Below are 22,104 nucleotides of genomic sequence, written 5' to 3' on the forward strand. Positions count from 1 at the left end.
CGGGTAAACCCGCGAAGAGGCCGGTAAAAGCGATACAAAAACTTGAATTAATGCAGCGAAGCCTGCCGCCGCTCCCCCAGCGGCGACAACCCGAAGAATCGGCTATAGCTCTTGGAAAAATGCGCCGGCGAACTGAACCCGCAAGCCAACGCCACCTCCCGCACCTGCGCATCGCTGCGCAGCAGCAACTCCCGCGCCCTCGACAGCCGTAACTCCAGGTAATACTGGCTGGGCGTACGCTGCAGGTACTTGTGAAACAGCCGCTCCAACTGGCGCACGGTCACTTCATTGAGGCTGGCCAGCTCTTCCAGCCCCAGCGGTTCTTCCAGGTTGGCTTCCATGATCGCCACCACCTGGCTCAGCTTGGGTTGGGCGCTGCCCAACAGGGTGCGCAGCGGCACCCGCTGGCGCTCGCGCTCGCCCCGCATGCGGTCGCACAGCAACAGCTCGGCCGCCTTGGCCGCGATGTCCTGGCCGCCAGCCTCGCGGGCTACCAGTTGCAGCATCATGTCCATGGCTGCCACACCGCCCGAGCAGGTGTAGCGGTCGCGGTCCAGTTCGAACAGCTGGCTGGAGATCACGATGCCGGGGAAGTGTGCCTGCAATGTCGGCAAGTCTTCCCAGTGGATGGTGCAGCGGTAGCCCTTTAGCAGTTCGGCCTTGGCCAGCAGGTAGCTGCCGGTACAGATACCGCCCAACGGCATGTGTTGGCGGGCCAACTGGCGCAACCAGTCGATCAACGGACGGTTACCACGACTACGGTCGATGGGGTTGGCACCCACCACCAGCAGGGTATCCAGTGCGGGCGCGTTGGCGATGCTGTAGTCGGGTAAGACGCGCATGCCGTTGCTGGCCGTCACTGGCGCATCGTCTGCTGCGATGAGCACACTGCGAAACAGTGGCTTGCGCGCGGCCAGGTTGGCCATGCGCAAGGTTTCTACCGCCGAGGCCAGGCCGATGGTGGTGAAATTGGGCAAAATCAGAAAGCCGAAGGTCTTCGCGGAACAACTCTTTACAATAGACGGCGATGGGGTTGCAGAAGCGGGGTGGACCATTGCGCTGTTCCTGTGCAAGCTGAGGCATAGTTCGTCAGGGGCAGTGAGAAAATACAGCCTCGCGTGGTTCTTGTTTTTATAGGTCGTTGCCGGGTCGATCTTACACCCCCGGCGCAGCGACCAGGAATGGCCCCGCCGGCTGGCAGGGCCGACAGTGATTGCACAGAGAAGGTGATCGTTCGTGAACCCCGAATCCATGCTGGCGGCATTGCCAGGCTACGCCATGTCGCCCGAGTCGATCCAGGTGCTGCCCGATGCCAAGGCCTACCGCGCCTGCCTGTTCGAGCGCATCCGCGCTGCAACCCGGCGCATCGTCATCGTTGCGTTGTACTTGCAGGAAGACGAGGCCGGCCAGGAAGTGCTGGATGCCTTGTACCAGGCCAAGGCCGAGCGGCCGGGCCTGGAAATCACTATCGTGGTCGACTGGTTCCGTGCCCGCCGTGGCCTGCTCGGGGCCGGTCGCCAGCCGGGTAACGCCGCCTGGTACCAGGCCCAGCGCCAGTTGCGCGGGCTGGATATCGTCATTCACGGGGTGCCAGTGCAGACCCGTGAGTTGTTCGGTGTGTTGCACCTGAAGGGCAGCATCATCGACGACTGTGTGATCTACACCGGCGCCAGCCTGAACAACGTGTACCTGCACCGCTTCGACCGTTATCGCCTGGACCGCTATCACCTGTTCCAGTCACCGGCGCTGGCCGACGCCATGGTCGGCCTGGTAGCGCGCCTGCTGCACCACACCGCCACACCACGCCTCGACTTGCCCGCACCACCCGCCACCCGTAGCTTGCGCGGCGACATTCGGCGCTTGCGTGCGCGGTTGCGGCGCATGGCGTACGAGGCACCGGCCGCCGTGCCTGGGGAGGGGTTGCGGGTGGTGCCACTGTTGGGCGTGGGCCGTGGCAACCCGTTGAACCGGGCGCTGTGCGCCCTGCTAGCGGCGGCGCGCACGCACATCATCATCAGCACGCCGTATTTCAACCCGCCACGGGTGGTGATGCGCGAGCTCGACCATGCGCTGGAGCGGGGCGTGCACGTTGAGCTGATCGTGGGTGACCGCACGGCCAACGACTTCTACATCGCCCCCGGTGAGCCGTTCAGTGCCAGTGGCGCTTTGCCTTATCTGTATGAAGACAACCTGCGAGGCTTCGCCCGGCGCCGCCACGCGGCCATTACCCGTGGCCAGCTGGAAGTGCGGATCTGGAACGATCCCGGGCATACCTTCCACGCCAAGGGCGTGTGGGTCGACCAGCGCTATTCGCTGCTGACCGGCAACAACCTGAACCCGCGGGGGTTCAACCTGGACCTTGAGAACGGCCTGCTCATCGATGACCCGCTGGGGCAGTGGCTGGCGCCACGAGAGGCGGAGCTGGCCGAGTTGCGCCGGTTTGCGCCGAAAATCGGCTCGGCCGAGGCGTTGGGGGTCAAGGCCGAGCACCCCAAGGAAGTGCGCAAGTTCCTGCGGCGGTTGCGTTATAGCCGGTTGGAGCCGTTGATCAAGCGGATGCTCTGAGCCCTTGCACTCTTCCAAAAGCCGTGCCCGCGCCTACAGGGACCGCGCCGGCTCGGCGACCTTAGCTAAGCCTGTGCTTGTCTGAGTGCTCACGGGCGGGCAACGGGTGCGTTTTCTTGGGTGAATGCATCGCGATTTGAGTGGTGAACACGACCGCTTGATGTCAATATGATATTGCTTGCGCACGACCATGGACAGGGGCTGGGCTATCATTTGCAGGCAACCGTGCAAGGCCCCTCTGAAAAGTCATCACGAGCGCATACAATCGGGCCTTTTCTTCGTTAACCAGATAGGCCAATGCGTATATGGCGCTAGATCCACCCACGATGCTGACCATCTCGGTCGCCCTGGCAGCAGCAGCTGCGTTGTACCTGGCGATTGAGTGGCGCAGCGTCCGCGAAACCTCTTTGCTGTTCTGGAGTGCAGGTTTTGCCACCATTACTGTCGGCTGTGTTCTGGCCTTGCTACGCGGGATCGGCTTGCTGTTCATCGGCATCTGGTTCGCCAATGGCTTGCTGGTGGTTGCGCACTGGTTTTTCCTGATGGGCGTGTTGCGTTTTACCCAAGACCGTTTGTCGCGGGCCTGGTTATTGGTTGTGGTCGTGTGGTTCGCCTTGCTTTTGCTGCCCGTGGGGCCGCAGTGGTCGAAGGTGATGTTGATGGTCAACTCGCTGCTGGTGGCCGCGCTGACGTTGAAGGCCAGCTTCCTGTTGCGGCCGCACGGCAAGTCGCTGAGCGTGGGCGCGGTGCAGCTGCGCTATGTGTTGCTGCTTCACGGGCTGTTCTACGTGGCCAAGGCGGTCATTGCGATCACGCCGGGCACCTTGATTGACCTGGCCACCTTTGGCGGGCTGATCATTCAGATTTCCCTGGTCGAGGGGGCGATGGCGATCATGCTGATTGCCTTGTCGATGACGGGGACCGTGCGTTATCGACGCGAGGAGCGGATTGCCAGGTTGGCCGCGCGCGACCCGTTGACTGCGCTCTACAACCGCCGCGCGCTGGAAGTGCGGGCCGGGCATTTCTTCAAGGAAGTGAGCCCGGCGCAACCCGGGGCCTTGCTGCTGATCGACATCGACAACTTCAAGCTGGTCAACGACCTGCATGGGCATATCGCGGGTGATCGCTTGCTGATTGCCCTGAGCGAACTCATTCGCACAGGGCTGCCCGAGCGCTCGCTGGCAGCGCGTTTGGGCGGTGATGAGTTCGTCATCTTGCTGTGCGGGGCGAGCAGCGAGCGGGTCATGGAGTTGGGTGGGCTGTTGCGTGAACAGTTCCAGCAGTACGCCAGCAAGACCGTGCCTACACCGCAGGCGGTCACCTTGAGTATCGGTGCCAACCTGTTCGAGCAGCCGCCGGCCAGCCTGGCGGCGTTGATCGAGCAGGGGGATGTGGCGTTGTACCAGTCCAAACGCAGTGGGCGGGACAGTATCCAGTTTGTAGAGCGGCCTATGGCAGACCTTAGCCAATAGGCCATCGGGGCCGCCAAGCGGCCCCGATGTTATGGGCTATCAGGTCACCACCTGGTAGCACGGTACATACGCCGCGCCGCCGGGCAGCTTCATCCGGTGCTGGTCGACGAAGGCCTGCAACAGCCGGCCCAGCGGGTCCAGCACGGCGCTGTCGCCACGGATCTGGTACGGCCCGTGCTCCTCGATCAGGCGGATGCCCTTGTCTTTCACGTTACCCGCAACAATGCCGGAAAACGCCCGGCGCAGGTTGGCTGCCAGTTCATGGGGCGGCAGCTCGCGGCGCAGGTCCAGCTCGGCCATGGCCTGGTGGGTCGGGTCGAACGGGCGCTGGAAGCTCTCCTCGATCTTCAGCAGCCAGTTGAAGTGGAAGGCATCGTTACGCTCGCGGCGGAACTGCTTGACCTCTTTGAGCCCTTCGACCATGTGCCGGGCAACTTCCGCCGGGTCGTCGATGATGATTTCGTACAGCCGGTGCGCTGCTTCACCCAAGGTGGCGCCGACAAAGGCATGCAACTGCTGCAGGTAAGGCTCGGCACTGCGCGGGCCGGTGAGTACCACCGGGAACGGCAGGTCGTGGTTGTCCGGGTGCATGAGGATGCCCAGCAGGTACAGGAACTCCTCGGCCGTGCCGGCACCGCCCGGGAAGATGATGATGCCGTGGCCGACACGTACGAAGGCTTCCAGGCGCTTCTCGATGTCCGGCAGGATCACCAGTTCGTTGACGATAGGGTTGGGCGCTTCGGCGGCGATGATGCCCGGTTCGGTCAGGCCCAGGTAACGGCTGCCGTGCATGCGCTGCTTGGCGTGGGCGATGGTGGCGCCCTTCATCGGCCCCTTCATCACGCCAGGGCCGCAGCCGGTGCACACGTCCAGTTTACGCAGGCCAAGCTCGTGGCCGACCTTCTTGGTGTACTGGTATTCCTCGGTGCTGATCGAGTGGCCGCCCCAGCACACCACCATTTTTGGCTCCACGCCCGGGCGCAGGGTGCGCGCGTTGCGCAGCAGGTGGAAGACGTAGTCGGTGATGCCCTGGGAGCTTTCCAGATCGATGCGCTGGCTGGCCAGTTCGCTTTCGGTGTAGACGATGTCGCGCAGGGCGCTGAACAGCATTTCACGGGTGCTGGCGATCATTTCGCCATCGACGAAGGCGTCGGCCGGGGCATTCAAGAGCTCCAGGCGGACACCGCGGTCCTGTTGGTGGATTCTCACCTCGAAGTCCTTGTAGGCCTCGAGAATGGTCTTGGCATTGTCGACATGGGCGCCGGTGTTGAGGATGGCCAGGGCGCACTGGCGGAACAGGGTGTAAAGGCTACCGGTACCGACTTCACTCAGTTGCTGCACTTCACGTTGTGACAGCGTTTCCAGGCTGCCTTTGGGGCTGACGGATGCATTGATGACATTGCGTTGAGGCATCTAAGTCTTTCCTGTGCGGGTAAAACATCCTTCTTTGACAACACCATACCGAGAAATGTGGGCGGCAACGAGAGGGCTAGTGAAAAAGCTTGAGGCCGGGTTGGCTTCTTCGCGTATTTACCCGCGAAGAAGCCAACCCGGCCTCAAGTCAGCCCAACAGCTTCTGCACGCCGACTGTAATCGCCAAACCACCCCCGACCAGCCACAGGTTGAGAATCGCCCCGGTCGCCAGCGCCTTCGGCCCAGCCTGGCGGATCTGGCTGAAGCGGGTTTCCATCCCCAGTGCCGTCATGGCCATGGTCAGGGCAAAGGTGTCCAGGCTGTTCACCGCCTGGGTCACGCTACCAGGCAGCACCCGCAACGAGTTCACCAGTACCAGAGCGAGGAAGCCGAAGGCGAACCAAGGCATGGCGATACGCCCATTGCCCTGCGCTTGGCCGGCTTTGCGCGAACGGCTGATCCACAGGCCTACCACCAACAGTACCGGCACCAGCAACATTACCCGGGTCATCTTGACGATGGTTGCGATATGGGTGGCTTCAGGGCTTACGTTACTGGCGGCGCCAACCACCTGGGCCACTTCATGAATAGTGCCGCCCAGGAACAACCCGGCACCCATCGTGTCGAGGTGCAGCCAGCCGGCGTTGATGGCCAGCGGGTACAGGAACATCGACAAGGTGCCGAACAGCACCACGCTACCGACTGCCATGGCGCTCTTGTGCGGGGCACTGCGCAGTGCCGATTCGAAGGCCAGCACCGCAGCGGCGCCGCAGATGGCGCTACCGGCGGCCGTCAGCAAGGCAGTATCGCGGTCCAGCTTGAACAGTTTCATGCCGCACCACAGGCCGATCAACAGTGTGCTAGATACCACCAGCAGCGACACGATAAGCCCCGACCAGCCGACTTCGGCGATCTCCTGCAGGCTGACGCGCAGGCCAAAGAAGGCCACGGCGATGCGCAACAGGCCGCGCGCAGAAAAGTTGATACCCGCCGCCCAGCTAGCCGGTACGCCGTCACGCAGCGCGTTGCCATACAGCGCACCGGCGACAATACCGACGATCAGCGGGCTGATGCCCAGGTTGGCGATGGCGGGCATGGCGGCCAGCTGAGTGACCGCGAGCGCGAACAACGCCACGAACAGGATGCCATTGAGCCGCCCTCGGGTAGAGAGGGTAGGTGCAAAAGCAGGGTTGGACGGAACCGTGGCCATGTGAGTCCTCCGGAAAGGTATTTCGACAAGGCCTACGTTAATCTGGTTATAAGCTTATAAAAAATCGTAATTTAGGATGGCAAATATCCGAATAGCTGATATTTTTCATTCATGACCCCAGAACAGCTGATAACGTTCGCCACCGTTGCCGAGCATGGCAACATCAGCCATGCGGCCCAGGCCCTGCATCTGTCGCAGCCGGCTGTGTCCGGCCAGCTCAAGCTGTTGCAGGAGGCGTTTGGCGAGCCGCTCTATCAACGTGCCGGCCGTGGTGTACGGTTGACGGCGGCTGGCGAGCAACTGCTGGCCCATGCCGAGCGCCTGCGTGAAACCTTTCGTCAGGCGCAGGCGCTGCGCGAAGCCATGCGCGGGCTGGAGCGCGGGACCTTGCGCATCGGTGCCAGCACCACGCCGGCCAGCTACCTGCTGCCTTACTTGATTGCCGATTTCCACGGGCGCTATCCAGACGTGCTGGTCACCACTTCACATGGCAACACGGCGGAAATTGTTGCCGCCCTGGACAGTGTCGATATCGCCCTGATCGAAGGCCCGCCGGGACAGGAGCTGCCGCTGGGCACGGAAGTGACGGCATGGCGTGAGGACGAGATCGTGGCCATCGTGCCACGGGGTCACCCCTTGGCTGACAGTGATCAGCAGACGCTGGCGTCACTGGGAGCCTGCCCACTGGTGCTGCGCGAAAGCGGCTCGGGTGTGCGGCAAATCGTCGAGCGGGCGTTTGCCCGTGAGGGTGTGGCGATGCGCGTGGCGCTGGAGATTGCCGGGGTGGAAGGGGTGAAGGAGGCGGTACGGGCCGGGATGGGGGTTGGCTTTGTGTCGGCGATGTCCATTCGCCATGAAGATGGGGCGCTGCACCGGCTGCAGGTTACGCCGCAGGCGCTGGTGCGTCGGTTCTCCATTCTGGTGCCGCATGCGGCAACCCCCTCGCGGGCGGCTGCGCGGTTTCTTGAGTTGTGTGTTGGCAGGCAATTTGGCTGGGGCGGCGTGCGGCTACGATAGTTCCGGATACCGCGGGACTACGCAGAACCCAAGCGATCGCTACAGCCGCCGCACCGACCCCGTGCCTGACACCGATATCTGCCATGACTTCTACCAAAGCGAGGTTCTTGCTTAGGCGAGGTTCCTGGAAATCCGCGCTGCGCGTTTTTCGCCAGTCGTCATCGGGCAGTTGTGCAATTCGCTCGCGGCTCATGCTTCCCGTCAATGGGCCAGATTGCAACGTTGAGTAGGCAATGACTGACCTGGTAAAAATATCAGTTTCCAAACCACGAATGTCTATCTAGGGTGAAGGCATCTGAGGCTTGGGATAGTTTTGCCATGGATTGTCTCCTTCGGGGTGTAAGTCTCCAGAGTCGTCCGAACCTTGATCTAGCCTATACGGTTTACGGTTTCTCTGAGCTGTCACAACATTCGTCCATTATCGGATTCGCCGGACAGCGGCGTGACGCAGTGCATGGCTTGTATCCGCTAGGAAATGGTCGGCGTCTGTATAGCCCTTCAATCTGCCGCTTTACCAGCCCTGACTCTATAAGCCCGTTTGGTAGCGGGGGGATAAATGCGTATGCCTATTGCTCAGGTGATCCTGTGAATTATGTTGACCCTTCTGGGTCTTCCAGAAATGCCTCCAGGGGACAAGTGAACCCTCGAATGAGTCTGGATATCAATGTTTTGCAAAAAGAGGGTTTTCCATCAAGCTTGCAGCCACAGCTTTCACATTTCCGGAAAGTGGCGAACGGAATACATCGGGGGACGATGGAAAAGAGTGTTGTAGCTGCACGGTTATATAAGCACGGGGCTCCGCACTATGGGTACACCCGATGGGATCTAAAATACAATTTTGAAACCGATGGGTTTGCAGCGGATTTCGTGGCTGGCAGCCCCATTTTTCATTTGCCGGTTGGTCACTATGAGACGAAGCTGAATATCTTTGTGTTGGGCGTGGGACCTTTTAAACCCGCACGAGGGCTCGGAAATTATAAATCTTACGAAGTCAGTAAAAGAGATCTTAGGAGTTTCTCTCTTCCTGCTGCTCAGCACGAGAGACCGCAGCTAGCAGGGTCAGCGTGGCGTGAAGTTGCTAAAGCAATGTGGGATGTGCGTTTCCAAAGGGAGATTGACCGGTTTGATAGGATGCTTGAGCGCTATGGACCACCAGAAGCGCCGCCTTCTCCACCCCCTAGGCGAAGCTAACTCTAGAAGTAAGCCTTCTCGCTTTCGTCAAGCAGGCGCGGCATGCGTTGAGCCGCGCCCAGGACAGATATTCAGTGCGCGCAGCGACTGGTGTCCCCTTGCTCCGCAGGTGCTTTGCGCGCGTCAGCTAGAATAGTCGCCAGCACGATCAGCGCAGCACCCGCAGCCATGCGCAGGCTCGGTTGGTCACCAAACAACCACCATGCCCCGATGATCGCGCACACCGGCTCCAGCGCGATGATCATGCCGGCAATGCGGGCTTCCAGGCCTTCCAGGCGCTTGACGAACAGGAACTGCGACAACCCGGTGCAGAACACACCCAACAAGGCCAGGTCGACCCAGTCGCTGCCTGCGAGGCGGGTGCTGCCCAGCAGGTCGAAAGTCGGTACCACCAACACCAGGCCGGCGGTAACCATCTTGCGGGCGATGTGTGCTTGCCTGATCGCGATATCGGCAGTTGCCTTGCTACGCCGCGTCACTCTTCGCCGTAGTTCATGATCGACAACAGGCGGATGGGCACCTGCACCAGCTGTTCGGGGCCATGCGGGGTTTCACCGTCGAAGGTCAGGCTGTCGCCAGCGTGCATGTGATAGAGCTGGTTGCCATGGCGGTACACCAGTTCGCCTTCCAGCAGGTGGAGGAATTCGGTGCCCGGGTGGGCGAAGGTCGGGAACTCTTCGCTGGCGTCATCCATGCTCACCATGTACGCCTCGAAGTTCTTTTTCGGCCCCCTGGCGTGATTGAGCAAATGGTAGGTGTGGCCCTTCTCGGTGCCGCGGCGCACCACCTCCAGCCCTTCGCCGGCCTTCACCAGCAAGGCATTGCCGTCGGGCTGGTCATATTGGCTGAACAGCTTGGCCATCGGCATGCCCAGTACGTCGCACAGGCGGCTGAGGGTGTCGAGGCTGGTGGACACCTGGGCGTTCTCGATCTTGCTCAGCATGCCCTGGCTGATGCCGGCGATGCGCGCCACATCGGCGAGCTTGAGGGACTGGGCCTGGCGCTGGCGCTTGATCTGCAGGCCCAGGTACTGCTCCAGGCGAAGGCGCGGTTCGGTTTCGGTCGACATCGAATGTCCTGCACGGTTTCAGTTCAAGAATAAAGATTTCGCACTGGGAAAGTGCGAAAAGCAGCTGCGTTGGCTGCTTCTTTCCTCGGGTGAAAACAAGTTTCCCATAAATAGAGCTTAAATATCAGCCTGGGTTTTGAGTTGCCTGTGCGGGCCTCATCGCGGTCAAGCCCGCTCCTACAGGGGCTGCGGTGTTTTTTTGCAGGAGCGGGCTTACCCGCGATGAGGCCAGATCAGGCGGTACACAAGGGCGCTGTGGACAGAGTTGGCAAGCGCATTGCATTCCTGTGAGGAAATTAAGTTTCTCATGCGGAATCATTGCCCCTTACCCAGGAGTGTTCAACCCATGTTGCCAGCAGAAACCCAGCGCACCCTCGACCAGCACGGCATCAAGTACGTGCTGGCGCAGTTCGTCGATATCCATGGCTCGGCGAAGACCAAATCGGTGCCGGTCTCGGGCCTGAAGATGGTGGCCGAAGAGGGCGCCGGCTTTGCCGGGTTCGCCATCTGCGGCATGGGCATGGAGCCGCACGGCCCGGACTTCATGGCCCGTGGCGACCTTTCCACCTTGATCCCGGTACCGTGGCAGCCGGGGTACGGCCGGGTGGTGTGCGTGGGGCATGTCAACGGCCAGCCCTGGCCTTACGACAGCCGCTATGTGTTGCAACAACAGGTGCAACGCCTGGCCGACAAGGGCTGGACCTTGAACACCGGCCTGGAGCCGGAATTCAGCCTGTTCCGCCGTGACGAAGGCGGCAAGCTGCAACTGGTGGATGCCTCCGACAACCTCGACAAGCCTTGCTACGACTACAAGGGCCTGTCGCGCTCGCGGCTGTTTCTCGAGCGCCTGACCGAGGCCCTGCAACCGGTAGGCTTCGACATCTACCAGATCGACCACGAAGACGCCAACGGCCAGTTCGAGATCAACTACACCTACAGCGACGCCATGGAGTCGGCCGACCGCTTTACCTTCTTCCGCATGGCCGCCGGTGAAATCGCCAACGACCTGGGGATGATCTGCTCGTTCATGCCCAAGCCCGACCCCAAGCGTGCCGGCAATGGCATGCACTTCCACCTCTCGCTGGCCAGCAGCACCAACAAGAACCTGTTCCACGACGCGTCCGACAGCAGCGGCATGGGCCTGTCGAAGCTGGCCTACCACTTTGCCGCAGGGCTCCTGGCCCACGGCCCGGCGTTGTGTGCCTTCGCGGCACCGACGGTCAATTCCTACAAGCGGCTGGTGGTGGGGCGTTCCTTGTCGGGTTCGACGTGGGCGCCGGCCTTCGTGGCCTGGGGGGCCAACAACCGCTCGGCGATGGTGCGCATCCCGTATGGCCGCCTGGAGTTCCGCCTGCCGGACGCCGGCTGCAACCCGTACCTGGTTACCGCCGCGATCATCGCCGCCGGGCTCGATGGCATCGACCGCCAGTTGGAGCCGGGCGAGATGTGCAACGAGAACCTTTACAACCTCAGCCTTGAAGAAATTGCCGCACGCGGCATCAAGACCCTGCCGCAATCGCTGAAGGAAGCCGCCGACGCGCTCGAAGCCGACCCGTTGTTCCGCGAGGTGTTGGGCGCCGAGATTGTCGACGAGTTCATCAAGCTCAAGCGCATGGAGTGGGTGGAGTACTGCCGCCATGTCTCCGACTGGGAAATCCAGCGTTACACCGAGTTCTTCTGACCGCCCCAATCCTCTGGGCGGCCAATACGACAGCGACCGCCCACTGCCTAGTAAGGAGCATCACCATGTGTGGAATCGTAGGTCTGTACCTGAAAAAGCCCGAGCTGGAGGCCCAGCTTGGCAAACTCTTCGAACCCATGCTCGAAGCCATGACCGACCGTGGCCCGGACAGCGCAGGCTTTGCCATCTACGGCGACGAGGTGGCGGATGGCTGGGTCAAGCTGACCCTGCAAGCCACGGATATCAACTACGACTGGGCCACCCTGATGGGCCAGCTGGAGGGGCGCCTGGGCTGCTCGCTTGACGGGTTCCAGAATGCCAGCGCGGCGGTACTCAAAGTGCATACCAGCGAAGCGGCTGCCCGCCAGGCACTGAGCGAACTGGCCCCGGCCGTGCGCATCATGAGCGCCGGGCAAAGCATCGAAATCCTCAAGGGTATGGGCCTGCCGGCTGAAATCTCCAGCCGTTTCGGCCTGGCCGGCATGAAGGGCAGCCACATCATTGGCCATACCCGCATGGCCACCGAAAGCGCCGTGACCATGGAAGGCAGCCACCCGTTTTCCACCGGTGCCGACCTGTGCCTTGTGCACAACGGCTCGCTGTCCAACCACTTCCGCCTGCGCCAGGAACTGAAGCGCGAAGGCATCAGTTTCGAAACCGATAACGACACCGAAGTGGCCGCCGGCTACCTGACCTGGCGCCTGCAGCAGGGCGATACCCTGGCCCAGGCCCTGGATGGCGCGCTGGAAGACCTGGACGGCTTCTTCACCTTCGCCATCGGCACCCGCAACGGCTTTGCCGTGATCCGCGACCCGATTGCCTGCAAGCCGGCAGTGCTAGCCGAGACCGAAGACTACGTGGCCATGGCCTCGGAATACCAGGCACTGGCCAGCCTGCCGGGTATCGAGCATGCCAAGGTCTGGGAGCCGGCTCCGGCCACCCTGTACGTCTGGGAGCGCGAAAGCGCCTGACCTGCCACCGAACCTCTGGAGAACCTTATGAAAACGATCGACCTTTCCAGCACTTCGGTGCGTGTGCTCAACCAGTCCCTGCATGGTGACGTGCAGGACCACGAATGGCGGGTGACCCACCCCGATGGCAAACACAACCTGGCCGTGGGCATCAACGCCGCCGTGGCGGTGGATATCGAAGGCCACGCTGGCTACTACTGCGCCGGCATGAACCAGCAGGCCAGCGTGACCGTGCATGGCAACGTGGGCGTGGGCGTGGCCGAAAACATGATGTCTGGCTCGGTGCGGGTCAAGGGCAGTGCCTCCCAGGCCGCTGGCGCCACCGCCCATGGCGGGCTGCTGGTGATCGAGGGTGATGCCGGTGCCCGTTGCGGCATTTCCATGAAAGGCGTGGACATCGTGGTGGGCGGCAGCATCGGCCACATGAGCTGCTTCATGGGCCAGGCCGGGCGCCTGGTGGTGTGTGGTGATGCCGGCGATGCGTTAGGCGACTCGCTGTACGAGGTGCAGATTTACGTCAAAGGCTCGGTGCAGTCGCTGGGCTCGGACTGCATCGAAAAAGAAATGCGCGCCGAGCACCTTACAGCGTTGCAGGAGCTGCTGAACAAGGCAGGCCTGGAGCACAAGGCCGCCGATTTCAAACGCTACGGCTCGGCCCGCCAGCTGTACAACTTCAAAGTCGACAACGCCAGCGCGTACTGATCCAGGAGCATTCCCATGAGCGAACAATTCCCCCCGGTACTGCGTGAGTCGGCCACCTTCGATCGCCTGACCATCCAGGAAATCCAGCGTGCCGCCGAAACCGGCATCTACGACATTCGCGGTGGTGGCACCAAACGCCGTGTGCCGCACTTCGACGACCTGCTGCTGCTGGGTGCCAGCGTGTCGCGCTACCCGCTGGAAGGCTACCGCGAGAAGTGCGGCACCGATGTGGTGCTGGGCAACCGGTTTGCGAAAAAGCCGATCCACCTGAAAATCCCGGTGACCATCGCCGGCATGAGCTTCGGCGCGCTGTCGGCCAATGCCAAGGAAGCGCTGGGCCGTGGTGCGACCATCGCCGGCACCAGCACCACCACCGGCGACGGCGGTATGACCCCTGAAGAACGCGGTCAGTCGCAGCATCTGGTGTACCAGTACCTGCCGTCGCGCTATGGCATGAACCCGGATGACCTGCGCAAGGCCGATGCTATCGAGATCGTCCTCGGCCAGGGCGCCAAGCCGGGCGGTGGCGGCATGCTGTTGGGCATGAAGGTAACCGAGCGCGTTGCCGGCATGCGTACCCTGCCGATCGGCGTCGATCAGCGCAGTGCCTGCCGCCACCCCGATTGGACCGGGCCGGACGACCTGGCGATCAAGATTGCCGAGATCCGTGAAATCACTGACTGGGAAAAGCCCATCTACGTGAAAATCGGCGCCAGCCGCCCGTACTACGACGTCAAGCTGGCAGTGAAGGCCGGTGCCGATGTGATCGTGCTCGACGGCATGCAGGGGGGGACTGCGGCGACGCAGGAAGTGTTCATCGAACACGTCGGCATCCCGATTCTGCCGGCCATCCCGCAGGCAGTGCAAGCCCTTCAGGAAATGGGCATGCACCGCAAGGTGCAGCTGATTGTATCGGGTGGCATTCGCAACGGTGCCGACGTGGCCAAGGCCATGGCACTGGGCGCCGATGCGGTGGCCATTGGTACGGCGGCGTTGATCGCCCTGGGTGACAACCACCCGCGACTGGACAGCGAACTGAAGAAGATTGGCTCGGCGGCCGGCTTCTATGACGACTGGCAGAACGGTCGCGACCCGGCCGGCATCACCACCCAGGACCCGGAGCTGGCCAAGCGCCTGAACCCGGAAGAGGCCGGGCGCCGATTGGCCAACTACCTGCGCGTACTGGTGCTGGAAGCGCAGACCATGGCACGGGCGTGTGGCAAGTCGCACCTGCACAACCTGGACCCGGAGGACCTGGTGGCGTTGACCGTGGAAGCGGCGGCGATGGCACGGGTGCCGCTGGCGGGGACTGCGTGGGTACCGGGCCAGGCGCAGTACTGATCTACCCCGACACCGCCGGCTGCCAGCCGGCGGTTTTCATTGCACAGGAGTGACTCCATGAAGCTTGCCCTTGCTGTTGTGCTGTTCGCACTGACACCGCTGGCCTATGCCGCAGAACCCACCCTGGACACCGGCAACACCGCCTGGATGATCTGCGCCGCGATGTTCGTGCTGATGATGTGCATACCCGGCCTGGCGCTGTTCTACGGTGGCATGGTACGGGCGAAGAACTTCCTTTCGGTGTTCACCCAACTGTTTGCCGTAGCGGGTGTGATCGGCATCCTTTGGGTGCTGTTTGGCTACAGCCTGGTGGTCGACACCACGGGTATGGTCGAGGGGCAGTTGACCTTCAACAGCTTCATCGGCGGCCTGGACAAGGCGCTGATGCTGAACATCGGCCACGACAGCCTGGTGGGCACGATCCCGGAAGGTGTGTTCGCGGTGTTCCAGCTGACGTTCGCCATCATCACCCCAGCGCTGATTGCCGGTGGTTTTGCCGAGCGCATGAAGTTCAGTGCGTCGTTGCTGTTCATGGGGGCCTGGTTCGTGCTGGTGTATGCGCCGATCGCCCATATGGTGTGGGGCGGGCCGGGGGCGCTGATGGTCAACTGGGGCGTGCTGGACTTTGCCGGCGGCACGGCGGTGCATATCAACTCCGGCGTCGCTGCCTTGGCGGCTGCGTTGATGCTGGGCAAACGCAAGGGCTATCCGCAGGTGGCCATGCCGCCACACAACCTCGGTTTTACCCTGGTGGGTGCCGGGTTGTTGTGGGTGGGCTGGTTTGGCTTCAACGTGGGGTCGGGGCTGGCGGCCAACGAAGGAGCAGGGGTGGTGATGCTGGCGACCATGGTGGCGGCCTGCGCCGGGATTGTCGGCTGGTTGCTGACCGAGAAGGTGATGCATGGTCGGCCGACTGCCCTCGGTGCGGCTTCCGGCGCGCTGGCAGGCTTGGTGGGGATTACCCCGGCCTGTGCGTTTGTCGGGCCTTTGGGGGCTGTAGTGATTGGCCTGTTGACCGGGGCCATCTGTTTCTTTGCCGTGACCCGGCTGAAACAGGCATTGGGGTATGACGACAGCCTGGACGTGTTCGGGCTGCATGGTGTGGGCGGGATGGTCGGTGCGATTCTGACCGGCGTATTTGCTGCGCCGGTGTTGGGCGGTTATGTAGAGGGCGTATCGCCGATAGGGCAGGCGCTGGTGCAGTTGAAGGGGGTGGCGTTCACCTTCGTCTACTGCTTCGTGGTGAGCTGGGCGATTCTTGGGGCCATCAAGCTGACCGTGGGCCTGCGGGCCAGTCGGGAAGAGGAAGAGCAGGGGCTGGACCTGGCGGAGCACAATGAGCGGGCGTACAACCTCTGATGGCAAGTGGTCTGTGCTGGCCTCTTCGCGGGGTTGCCCCCGAAGAGGCCAGCACAGGCTGAATCAGTGCCCCATGGCCAACTTGGCACTCATCTGCCGACGACGGTAGGCACTGTCACGCGAAGCCAGCCACCAGTACAGCGGCGAGGTAATCGCCAAGCCCACCAGCCAGGACAGGTCAGCCCCGTTGATGTGCTCGGAAATCGGCCCGACATACAGCGGCGTGTTCATGAACGGGATCTGCACCACGATGCCCACGGCATAGGCGATCAGCGCCTGCGGGTTGTAACGGCCGTAGATACCGCCATCGACCTGGAAGATCGACTGGATGTCGTAGTCCCCCTTGTGAATCGCGTAGAAGTCGATCAGGTTGATCGCCGTCCATGGCACCAGCACCACCAACAGCACCAGCACCATGTCGACGAAGTGGCCGATGAAGTCTGCCGAGGCGAACACCGCCACCACACAGCAGGCCGACAGCACGATCAGCGAAAGCACCGCGCGGCTCTTGGCGGTCGGGATCCAGCGGTAGGCGAAGGTTTGCACCAGGGTGATGATCGACAGCACAGCACCATACAGGTTGAGGGCGTTGTGGCTGATGACACTGAGCAGGAACAGCACCAGCATGACCGGGCCAAGGGTGCCGGTGGCCAGCTTGACCGCGTCCATGGTGTCCATGCCGGCCGGGATCGCCAGCACCGCCACGGCGCCGAAGATGAACGACAGGCTCGAACCCAGGGCCGAGCCCAGGTAGGTGGTCCAGAAGGTCGAGCTGACTTTCACATCCGCCGGCAGGTAGCGGGAGTAGTCCGACACATAGGGCGCAAAGGCGATCTGCCACAGCGCCGCGAGCGACACGGTGGCCAGCCAGCCGGCCAGGTTGAAGCCGCCGCGGGTGAGGAAGTCGTCGCTTTGCACATGGGTGAAGATGTAGCCGAAGCCCACCACGATGCCGATGCCCAGCACCCAGGTGCCGATACGGTTGAGCACGTGGATGAAGCGGTAGCCGATGATGCCGATGATGCCCGAGCCCAGCGCACCGATGACGATGCCCACCGGTACCGGTACGGCGTCGACCACGCCATGCAGCGACTTGCCGGCGAGCACGATGTTGGAGGCGAAGAAACCGATATACATGACCCCGGCGATCACCACCACCAGCAGCGCGCCAAGGGTACCGAATTGGGCGCGGCTCTGGATCATCTGCGGGATGCCCATTTGCGGGCCCTGGGCCGAGTGCAGTGCCATCAACACACCACCAACCAGGTGGCCGACCAGGATGGCGATGATGCCCCACACCAGGTTCAGGTGGAACAACTGCACGCCCAGCGCGCCGGTAACGATGGGCAACGGCGCGATGTTGCCGCCGAACCACAGTGTGAACAGATCCCTTACCTTTCCGTGGCGGTCTTGCGGCGGTACGTAGCCGATCGTGTGTTTCTCTATGAGGGGTGCCGAATTGGCTGCACTGGTCATGATTGACTCCAAGGCAAGGTAGGGCATCGGGAACTGCCCGGGGGCGTGCCGGCGAAGGGCGACGCGTTCTTGTTGGAGGGATGATGCGGGGCGCGGGGATAACGAGAAATTAGTAAATATGTACCCATAAACCTTAAAAAACCTAAGGCTGACAAAAGCTTAAGCGGTGGACGGTAGCAAGGAGGGTGCCAGTTGGCGGGAGGGCTTGTAGTAGAGGGGTTTGTGGTCTGGCGGGCTGATTTTAGTGGGCTGTGCTGGTGCGCTGCGCCCGTTTTCAGGGCGCAGGCAAAACAGCTACATCGGCAACAACCGATCCTGAATCACCTCTTTCATCACCAGTGTCGAGCTCAAGCGCTTCACATTGGGAATGCTGGTCAGCTTCTCGTCATACAGCTTCTGAAACGCCGGCAAGTCCTTGGCCACCACGTGCAGCAGGTAGTCCGGGTCACCGAACAGTCGCTGCGCCTCGACAATCTGCGGGATCTCGGCCACTGCCGCTTCAAAGTCCGCCACCGGCTGGCGGGTGACTTCGCGCAGGGTGACGAATACCAGCGCGGCAAAGTTCAGCCCCACAGCGCTCGGCGCCAGGCGGGCGTGATAGCCCAGAATCGCCCCGGACGCCTCCAGTGCCTTCAGGCGCCGATGGCAGGGCGAGAGGCTGAGCCCCACGCGATCAGCCAGTTCGGTCACCGAGAGGCGACCGTCTTTTTGTAGCTCGGCAAGAATCTTTCGATCGGTCCTGTCCATTGAGAAGGATCTTCCAGTAATTGAACCACGAAGGGGAATATACGAAAGAAAATCCCTGAGCGGAATCCGTAATCTTTCGACATCCCAAGGCAGTGGAAAAAGGAAGATTCAAGTGGCTATCAGTGTTCTGACGGCATTCTGGGCCGTGTCGATGCTGTTCGTGATTACCCCGGGGGCAGACTGGGCCTACGCTATTTCGGCGGGCATGCGCGGGCGCTGGGTGATGCCGGCGGTGGCGGGCATGCTGTCGGGGCATTTCCTGGCCACCCTGGTGGTGGCGGCTGGGGTCGGCAGCCTGCTGGCCGGCCACCCGTTGGCGCTGACCTTGCTGACCCTGGCAGGGTGCAGCTACCTGTTGTGGTTGGGCGGCAACCTGTTGCTGAGCCCGGCATTACCCGAGGCCGGGCAGGGCGGTGTTGGAGAATCGGGCTCGCGCTGGGCGTTGAAGGGTTTTTGCGTCAGCGGGTTGAACCCGAAAGTGTTCCTGCTGTTCCTGGCCCTGTTGCCGCAGTTCACCGACCCGCAGTCAAGCTGGCCGGTGCCGTTGCAGATTCTGCTGCTGGGCCTGGTGCACCTGTGCAGCTCGCTGGTGATCTATTCGTTGGTCGGCTATGGCGCCAAGGCGGTGCTGAGCACCCGGCCGGGGGCGGCCAGGCTGGTCGGGCGGGTGTCGGGGGTGGCGATGATCACGGTGGCCTTGGGCTTGATAGTGGGGCAGATCAACTGAGTTCACCGGTTTCAAAAGGCTTCAGATAAACTCGCAGCAGTCCACAGCACAACCAGGATGTGCCCGATGCCCGAGATAACCCAACTGTTAACGTTTGCCCTGATCTGCCTCGGCATGGTGCTGACCCCGGGGCCGAACATGATCTACCTGATTTCCCGCTCGATCTGCCAGGGGCGCAAGGCCGGCTTGATTTCCCTTGGCGGCGTAGCGCTGGGTTTCGTCATCTACATGTTCTGCGCTGCACTGGGCATCACCGCCCTGGTGATGGCTGTGCCTTTTGCCTACGATGCGCTGCGCATTGGTGGCGCGCTGTACCTGCTGTACCTGGCCTGGCAAGCGCTGCGCCCGGGCGGTCGCTCCCCGTTCCAGGTCAAGGACCTGCCGGCGGACAGCCCGCGCCGGCTGTTCACCATGGGCTTTGCCACCAGCCTGCTGAACCCCAAGATCGCCGTCATGTACCTGTCGTTGATGCCGCAGTTCATCGAGCCAGGGCATGGCAGCGTGCTGCTGCAGTCGCTGGTGCTGGGGTCGACGCAGATCGCCATCAGCGTTTCGGTCAATGCACTGATCGCAGTCATGGCCGGGTCGATCGCCGTATTCCTCGCCGGTCGCCCGTTGTGGCAGCAGGTTCAGCGCTGGCTGATGGGGACGGTGCTGGCGGGCCTGGCCGTGCGAATGCTGGCCGAAGGGCGGCGCTGATCGCTAGGCCTCAGGCGGCGGCTCCTGGGGCAGGTACAAGGTAAAAGTGGTGCCCTGGCCCGGCACACTGTTCACCTGCACATCGCCCCCGGACTGCTTGGCAAAACCGAACACCTGCGACAGCCCGAGCCCGGTGCCTTCACCCGGTGCCTTGGTGGTGAAGAACGGGTCGAAGATGCGCTCCAGCAGTTCGGCGGCAATGCCGACACCGCTGTCGCTCACCGAAATCGCCGCGAACTGGCCCGGCTGTGGCGCCTGGCCACGCAGGGTGGGCAGGTGCTGGTCGGCCTGCAGGCGCAGCTGCAAGGTGCCTTCGCCGGCCATGGCATCGCGGCCGTTGAGCATCAGGTTGATTACCGCGGTTTCCAGCTGGTTGAGGTCGGCACGGATATGGCAAGGCGCCTGCGGCAACTGCAGCTCGACCTGGATCCGCGCACCGGTGGCCGTGTCGAGCATGTCGGCCATGGCTTCCAGTCGTGGCCCGACCTCGAACACTTGCGGGCTCAGGGCCTGGCGGCGGGCGAAGGCCAGCAACTGACCGGTCAGCCTGGTACCGCGGTCAACGGTGTCGGACATGGTTTTGAGGTAGCGCTCGCGACGCTGTGCGTCGAGGTTGGGGCGCTGCAGAAAATGCAGCGATGAGCGAATGATGGTCAGCAGGTTGTTGAAGTCATGGGCCACGCCGCCTGTCAGTTGGCCGATGGCTTCGAGCTTCTGGGCCTGGCGCAGCACGGCTTCTGTGTGTAGCAACTGGCTGGTGCGTTCATCCACGCGCTGTTCGAGGGTGGCATTCAACGCCTCCAGTGCCGCCATGGCCTCGCGCACTTCGGCGTGGGCCTTTACCCGCTGGACATGCGCCCAGGAGCGCTCGGTGACTTCGCTGATCAGTGCCTGTTCATAGTGGGTCCACTCCCGTGGCGCCTTGTCGTGGATGGCCATCAGCGCGGTCAGCCGGCCGCCTTTGATCAGGGGCATGCAAATAGTCGCGGTAATGCCGATGGCCTGGAAGGTGGCAGCTTCCTCCGGGGACAGCTCGCTCAGGTTGTCCCGGATGACCAACGGCAGGCCACTGCGCAGGCGGCCGACCGCCAGCTTGCCGAAATCCTCCAACCGATAGCGGCCCAACAGATGCGGCGAGCCTGGCGCCACGGCGTCACCGCAGATGGTGAAACCGTCCTCGTCGGGCTCCATCACCGCATAGGCGCAACTCGACAGTTGCAGGTGTTCGACCAGCAGGCGCGTGGTAGTGGCAAGGATCTGGTCCGGGGCGGTGGCGTCGGCCACGGCACGGCCCAGGTCGTCGAGGAATTTCAGGCGCTGGTTGGCGAGCACGCTGGCGGTGGTTTCGGTGACTGTATCGAGCATGCCCAGCACCTTGCCGTCGTGGTCACGGATGGGGCTGTAGCAGAAGGTGAAATAGGCCCGTTCGGGGCTGCCGTTGCGGTCGATGACGAGCGGGAAGTCTTCGATGTACACCGCCTCGCCGGCCAGGGCGCGGTTGGCCATGTGGCCGATGTCGGCCCAGGCTTCCTGCCACACGGCGCGGAAGGGGATGCCCAATGCCGAAGGCTTTTGCCCGAGAATCTGCGAAAAGGCGTCGTTGTGCAGGGTGAGCAGGTCTGGCCCCCAAAGCACGGCTTGCGGGAAGCGCGAGGCCAGGCACAGGGCCAGGCTGGTTTTCAGCGGGTCGGGCCAGTGCTGCAGCGGGCCCAGTGTGGTGGCGGCCCAGTCGTGGTTGCGGATGCGCTCGGCCATCAGCCCGCCGCCGTCTAGCCATTTTGCCATTTGCTCTGCTGGTCCTTTTGCGTAAGGCCTTAAGGGTGCATCCAGAATAGACGTTTGGCGAGAATTTTTGGTGGCTTGCCGGCGATAGGGCCGATACAGGCTAGCGAATGAAGTGCACCTTGCCAGTGTCGTCATTGCCCATGTAGATGCCATAAACACCGGCCTGCCGTTCGAGGATATAGCGCTCGAGAATCTGCCGGATTGCCGGATAGTAGATCTCGTCCCACGGGATCTCGTCCGGTTCGAAAAACTTGTACGCCAGCGTCTCGGCCCCGTACTGCCCGGTTTCTTCGATGACGATGGCGCGGAAGATGATATACACCTCGCTGATTTTCGGCACGCTGAAAATCGAGTAAGGCGAAACGATGTCGGCACGTACGCCGCTTTCTTCCCACACCTCGCGCAGCGCCGCCTGCTCGGTGGTTTCGCCGGCTTCCATGAAACCAGCCGGCAAGGTCCAGGTACCCGGGCGCGGGGGGATGGCGCGCTGGCACAGCAGGTACTTGCCATCGCGCTCGATGATGCAGCCGGCGATGATCTTCGGGTTCACGTAGTGGACGTAGCCGCAGCCGTTACAGTGCAGGCGTTCGTGGGTATCGCCTGTGGGAACGCCCCGGGCCAGTTCCGTGGTGCAGTGCGGGCAGTAGCGCGGGGCGTTGGGCATGATCAGCGGCCTATG

20 protein-coding genes and 2 pseudogenes are annotated in these 22,104 nt (G+C 62.5%); 12 read left to right on the plus strand and 10 right to left on the minus strand.

The genetic code is table 11. The features are described from left to right. Positions 1 to 47: 47 nt before the first annotated feature. Positions 48 to 1,055: a GlxA family transcriptional regulator gene (locus D906_RS09900; protein ID WP_027615128.1), complete on the minus strand. Its 1,008-nt coding sequence runs from the start codon at positions 1,053 to 1,055 to the stop codon at positions 48 to 50. Positions 1,056 to 1,236: 181 nt separating this feature from the next. On the opposite strand from D906_RS09900, the gene pssA reads away from it, so the two are divergent. Then, a complete protein-coding gene (gene pssA, locus D906_RS09905; RefSeq protein WP_027615129.1) occupies positions 1,237 to 2,565 on the plus strand; it encodes a CDP-diacylglycerol--serine O-phosphatidyltransferase in 1,329 nt (442 codons plus the stop codon). Positions 2,566 to 2,891: 326 nt separating this feature from the next. Continuing rightward, the gene (locus D906_RS09910) at positions 2,892 to 4,037 is read left to right on the plus strand and encodes a GGDEF domain-containing protein (RefSeq protein ID WP_027615130.1); all 1,146 of its coding nucleotides are present in this window, start codon (positions 2,892 to 2,894) and stop codon (positions 4,035 to 4,037) included. A 39-nt stretch (positions 4,038 to 4,076) separates the two neighbouring features. On the opposite strand, the gene ppnN is transcribed toward D906_RS09910, so the two are convergent. Together ppnN and D906_RS09920 are read right to left on the minus strand one after the other, a co-directional pair. Then, positions 4,077 to 5,450 carry a nucleotide 5'-monophosphate nucleosidase PpnN gene (gene ppnN, locus D906_RS09915; protein ID WP_019097861.1) on the minus strand — a complete coding sequence of 458 codons (1,374 nt, stop codon included), beginning with the start codon at positions 5,448 to 5,450 and terminating at the stop codon, positions 4,077 to 4,079. A gap of 148 nt (positions 5,451 to 5,598) precedes the next feature. Beyond that, the gene (locus D906_RS09920) at positions 5,599 to 6,660 is read right to left on the minus strand and encodes a YeiH family protein (protein WP_027615131.1); all 1,062 of its coding nucleotides are present in this window, start codon (positions 6,658 to 6,660) and stop codon (positions 5,599 to 5,601) included. 111 nt (positions 6,661 to 6,771) lie between these two features. Here D906_RS09920 and D906_RS09925 point away from each other — a divergent pair, with 111 nt between their 5' ends. Beyond that, on the plus strand, positions 6,772 to 7,677 hold the full coding sequence (locus tag D906_RS09925) for a LysR family transcriptional regulator (RefSeq protein ID WP_019097859.1): 906 nt from the start codon (positions 6,772 to 6,774) through the stop codon (positions 7,675 to 7,677). Here D906_RS09925 and D906_RS27010 read toward each other — a convergent pair. Beyond that, positions 7,646 to 7,915 (minus strand): annotated as a pseudogene (locus D906_RS27010) (aldo/keto reductase); the annotation flags it as partial. The gene D906_RS09925 and the pseudogene D906_RS27010 overlap by 32 nt on opposite strands. A gap of 80 nt (positions 7,916 to 7,995) precedes the next feature. Here D906_RS27010 and D906_RS26770 point away from each other — a divergent pair. Next, a pseudogene (locus D906_RS26770) lies at positions 7,996 to 8,274 on the plus strand (RHS repeat-associated core domain-containing protein); the annotation flags it as partial. Between the two features lie 51 nt (positions 8,275 to 8,325). Next, complete coding sequence (locus D906_RS26775) at positions 8,326 to 8,868, plus strand: hypothetical protein (protein WP_232238359.1); 543 nt, start codon at positions 8,326 to 8,328, stop codon at positions 8,866 to 8,868. Between the two features lie 71 nt (positions 8,869 to 8,939). On the opposite strand, the gene D906_RS09940 is transcribed toward D906_RS26775, so the two are convergent. Together D906_RS09940 and D906_RS09945 are read right to left on the minus strand one after the other, a co-directional pair. Further along, complete coding sequence (locus D906_RS09940) at positions 8,940 to 9,284, minus strand: DMT family transporter (RefSeq protein WP_080587360.1); 345 nt, start codon at positions 9,282 to 9,284, stop codon at positions 8,940 to 8,942. Between the two features lie 59 nt (positions 9,285 to 9,343). Then, a complete protein-coding gene (locus tag D906_RS09945; RefSeq protein WP_016715694.1) occupies positions 9,344 to 9,937 on the minus strand; it encodes a cupin domain-containing protein in 594 nt (197 codons plus the stop codon). Between the two features lie 346 nt (positions 9,938 to 10,283). Between D906_RS09945 and glnT the strand changes: the two genes are divergently transcribed. From glnT to D906_RS09970, 5 genes are all read left to right on the plus strand, one after another. After that, a complete protein-coding gene (glnT, locus tag D906_RS09950; protein ID WP_019097857.1) occupies positions 10,284 to 11,618 on the plus strand; it encodes a type III glutamate--ammonia ligase in 1,335 nt (444 codons plus the stop codon). Positions 11,619 to 11,683: 65 nt separating this feature from the next. Then, the gene (locus D906_RS09955) at positions 11,684 to 12,589 is read left to right on the plus strand and encodes a glutamine amidotransferase family protein (RefSeq protein ID WP_016715696.1); all 906 of its coding nucleotides are present in this window, start codon (positions 11,684 to 11,686) and stop codon (positions 12,587 to 12,589) included. A gap of 27 nt (positions 12,590 to 12,616) precedes the next feature. Further along, a complete protein-coding gene (locus D906_RS09960) occupies positions 12,617 to 13,291 on the plus strand; it encodes a protein glxC (protein WP_019097856.1) in 675 nt (224 codons plus the stop codon). A 15-nt stretch (positions 13,292 to 13,306) separates the two neighbouring features. Then, positions 13,307 to 14,632: an FMN-binding glutamate synthase family protein gene (locus D906_RS09965; RefSeq protein ID WP_016715698.1), complete on the plus strand. Its 1,326-nt coding sequence runs from the start codon at positions 13,307 to 13,309 to the stop codon at positions 14,630 to 14,632. Between the two features lie 57 nt (positions 14,633 to 14,689). Then, positions 14,690 to 15,991, plus strand: coding sequence for an ammonium transporter (locus D906_RS09970; protein ID WP_027615132.1), 1,302 nt, complete (start codon positions 14,690 to 14,692; stop codon positions 15,989 to 15,991). 63 nt (positions 15,992 to 16,054) lie between these two features. Here the strand turns inward: D906_RS09970 and D906_RS09975 are convergent, their stop codons facing one another. Further along, positions 16,055 to 17,467, minus strand: coding sequence for a cytosine permease (locus tag D906_RS09975; protein ID WP_019097854.1), 1,413 nt, complete (start codon positions 17,465 to 17,467; stop codon positions 16,055 to 16,057). A 294-nt stretch (positions 17,468 to 17,761) separates the two neighbouring features. Then, positions 17,762 to 18,214, minus strand: a complete 453-nt coding sequence (locus D906_RS09980) for an Lrp/AsnC family transcriptional regulator (RefSeq protein ID WP_016715700.1) — start codon at positions 18,212 to 18,214, stop codon at positions 17,762 to 17,764. Positions 18,215 to 18,326: 112 nt separating this feature from the next. Here D906_RS09980 and D906_RS09985 point away from each other — a divergent pair, with 112 nt between their 5' ends. Together D906_RS09985 and D906_RS09990 are read left to right on the plus strand one after the other, a co-directional pair. Continuing rightward, the gene (locus D906_RS09985) at positions 18,327 to 18,941 is read left to right on the plus strand and encodes a LysE family translocator (protein ID WP_016715701.1); all 615 of its coding nucleotides are present in this window, start codon (positions 18,327 to 18,329) and stop codon (positions 18,939 to 18,941) included. Between the two features lie 66 nt (positions 18,942 to 19,007). After that, entirely contained in the window at positions 19,008 to 19,640 is a 633-nt protein-coding gene (locus tag D906_RS09990) for a LysE family translocator (protein WP_025754496.1), read from the plus strand. 3 nt (positions 19,641 to 19,643) lie between these two features. Here D906_RS09990 and D906_RS09995 read toward each other — a convergent pair whose 3' ends face one another. Continuing rightward, positions 19,644 to 21,425, minus strand: coding sequence for an ATP-binding protein (locus D906_RS09995; protein WP_016715703.1), 1,782 nt, complete (start codon positions 21,423 to 21,425; stop codon positions 19,644 to 19,646). 100 nt (positions 21,426 to 21,525) lie between these two features. Beyond that, positions 21,526 to 22,089, minus strand: a complete 564-nt coding sequence (locus tag D906_RS10000; protein WP_016715704.1) for an NUDIX hydrolase — start codon at positions 22,087 to 22,089, stop codon at positions 21,526 to 21,528. Positions 22,090 to 22,104: the final 15 nt, after the last annotated feature.

It is taken from the genome of Pseudomonas sp. LAIL14HWK12:I1 (genome assembly GCF_003202095.1).
In the GTDB taxonomy this organism is placed as follows: Bacteria; Pseudomonadota; Gammaproteobacteria; order Pseudomonadales; family Pseudomonadaceae; genus Aquipseudomonas; species Aquipseudomonas monteilii.

Bases quoted from the DNA above. Each gene is read 5' to 3' on its own strand.
- D906_RS09900 (WP_027615128.1), bottom strand. From the start codon at position 1,055: ATGGTCCACCCCGCTTCTGCAACCCCATCGCCGTCTATTGTAAAGAGT.
- D906_RS09910 (WP_027615130.1), top strand. From the start codon at position 2,892: ATGCTGACCATCTCGGTCGCCCTGGCAGCAGCAGCTGCGTTGTACCTG.
- ppnN (WP_019097861.1), bottom strand. From the start codon at position 5,450: ATGCCTCAACGCAATGTCATCAATGCATCCGTCAGCCCCAAAGGCAGC.
- D906_RS09920 (WP_027615131.1), bottom strand. From the start codon at position 6,660: ATGGCCACGGTTCCGTCCAACCCTGCTTTTGCACCTACCCTCTCTACC.
- D906_RS09925 (WP_019097859.1), top strand. From the start codon at position 6,772: ATGACCCCAGAACAGCTGATAACGTTCGCCACCGTTGCCGAGCATGGC.
- D906_RS26775 (WP_232238359.1), top strand. From the start codon at position 8,326: ATGAGTCTGGATATCAATGTTTTGCAAAAAGAGGGTTTTCCATCAAGC.
- D906_RS09940 (WP_080587360.1), bottom strand. From the start codon at position 9,284: ATGGTTACCGCCGGCCTGGTGTTGGTGGTACCGACTTTCGACCTGCTG.
- D906_RS09945 (WP_016715694.1), bottom strand. From the start codon at position 9,937: ATGTCGACCGAAACCGAACCGCGCCTTCGCCTGGAGCAGTACCTGGGC.
- glnT (WP_019097857.1), top strand. From the start codon at position 10,284: ATGTTGCCAGCAGAAACCCAGCGCACCCTCGACCAGCACGGCATCAAG.
- D906_RS09955 (WP_016715696.1), top strand. From the start codon at position 11,684: ATGTGTGGAATCGTAGGTCTGTACCTGAAAAAGCCCGAGCTGGAGGCC.
- D906_RS09960 (WP_019097856.1), top strand. From the start codon at position 12,617: ATGAAAACGATCGACCTTTCCAGCACTTCGGTGCGTGTGCTCAACCAG.
- D906_RS09965 (WP_016715698.1), top strand. From the start codon at position 13,307: ATGAGCGAACAATTCCCCCCGGTACTGCGTGAGTCGGCCACCTTCGAT.
- D906_RS09970 (WP_027615132.1), top strand. From the start codon at position 14,690: ATGAAGCTTGCCCTTGCTGTTGTGCTGTTCGCACTGACACCGCTGGCC.
- D906_RS09975 (WP_019097854.1), bottom strand. From the start codon at position 17,467: ATGACCAGTGCAGCCAATTCGGCACCCCTCATAGAGAAACACACGATC.
- D906_RS09980 (WP_016715700.1), bottom strand. From the start codon at position 18,214: ATGGACAGGACCGATCGAAAGATTCTTGCCGAGCTACAAAAAGACGGT.
- D906_RS09990 (WP_025754496.1), top strand. From the start codon at position 19,008: ATGCCCGAGATAACCCAACTGTTAACGTTTGCCCTGATCTGCCTCGGC.
- D906_RS09995 (WP_016715703.1), bottom strand. From the start codon at position 21,425: ATGGCAAAATGGCTAGACGGCGGCGGGCTGATGGCCGAGCGCATCCGC.
- D906_RS10000 (WP_016715704.1), bottom strand. From the start codon at position 22,089: ATGCCCAACGCCCCGCGCTACTGCCCGCACTGCACCACGGAACTGGCC.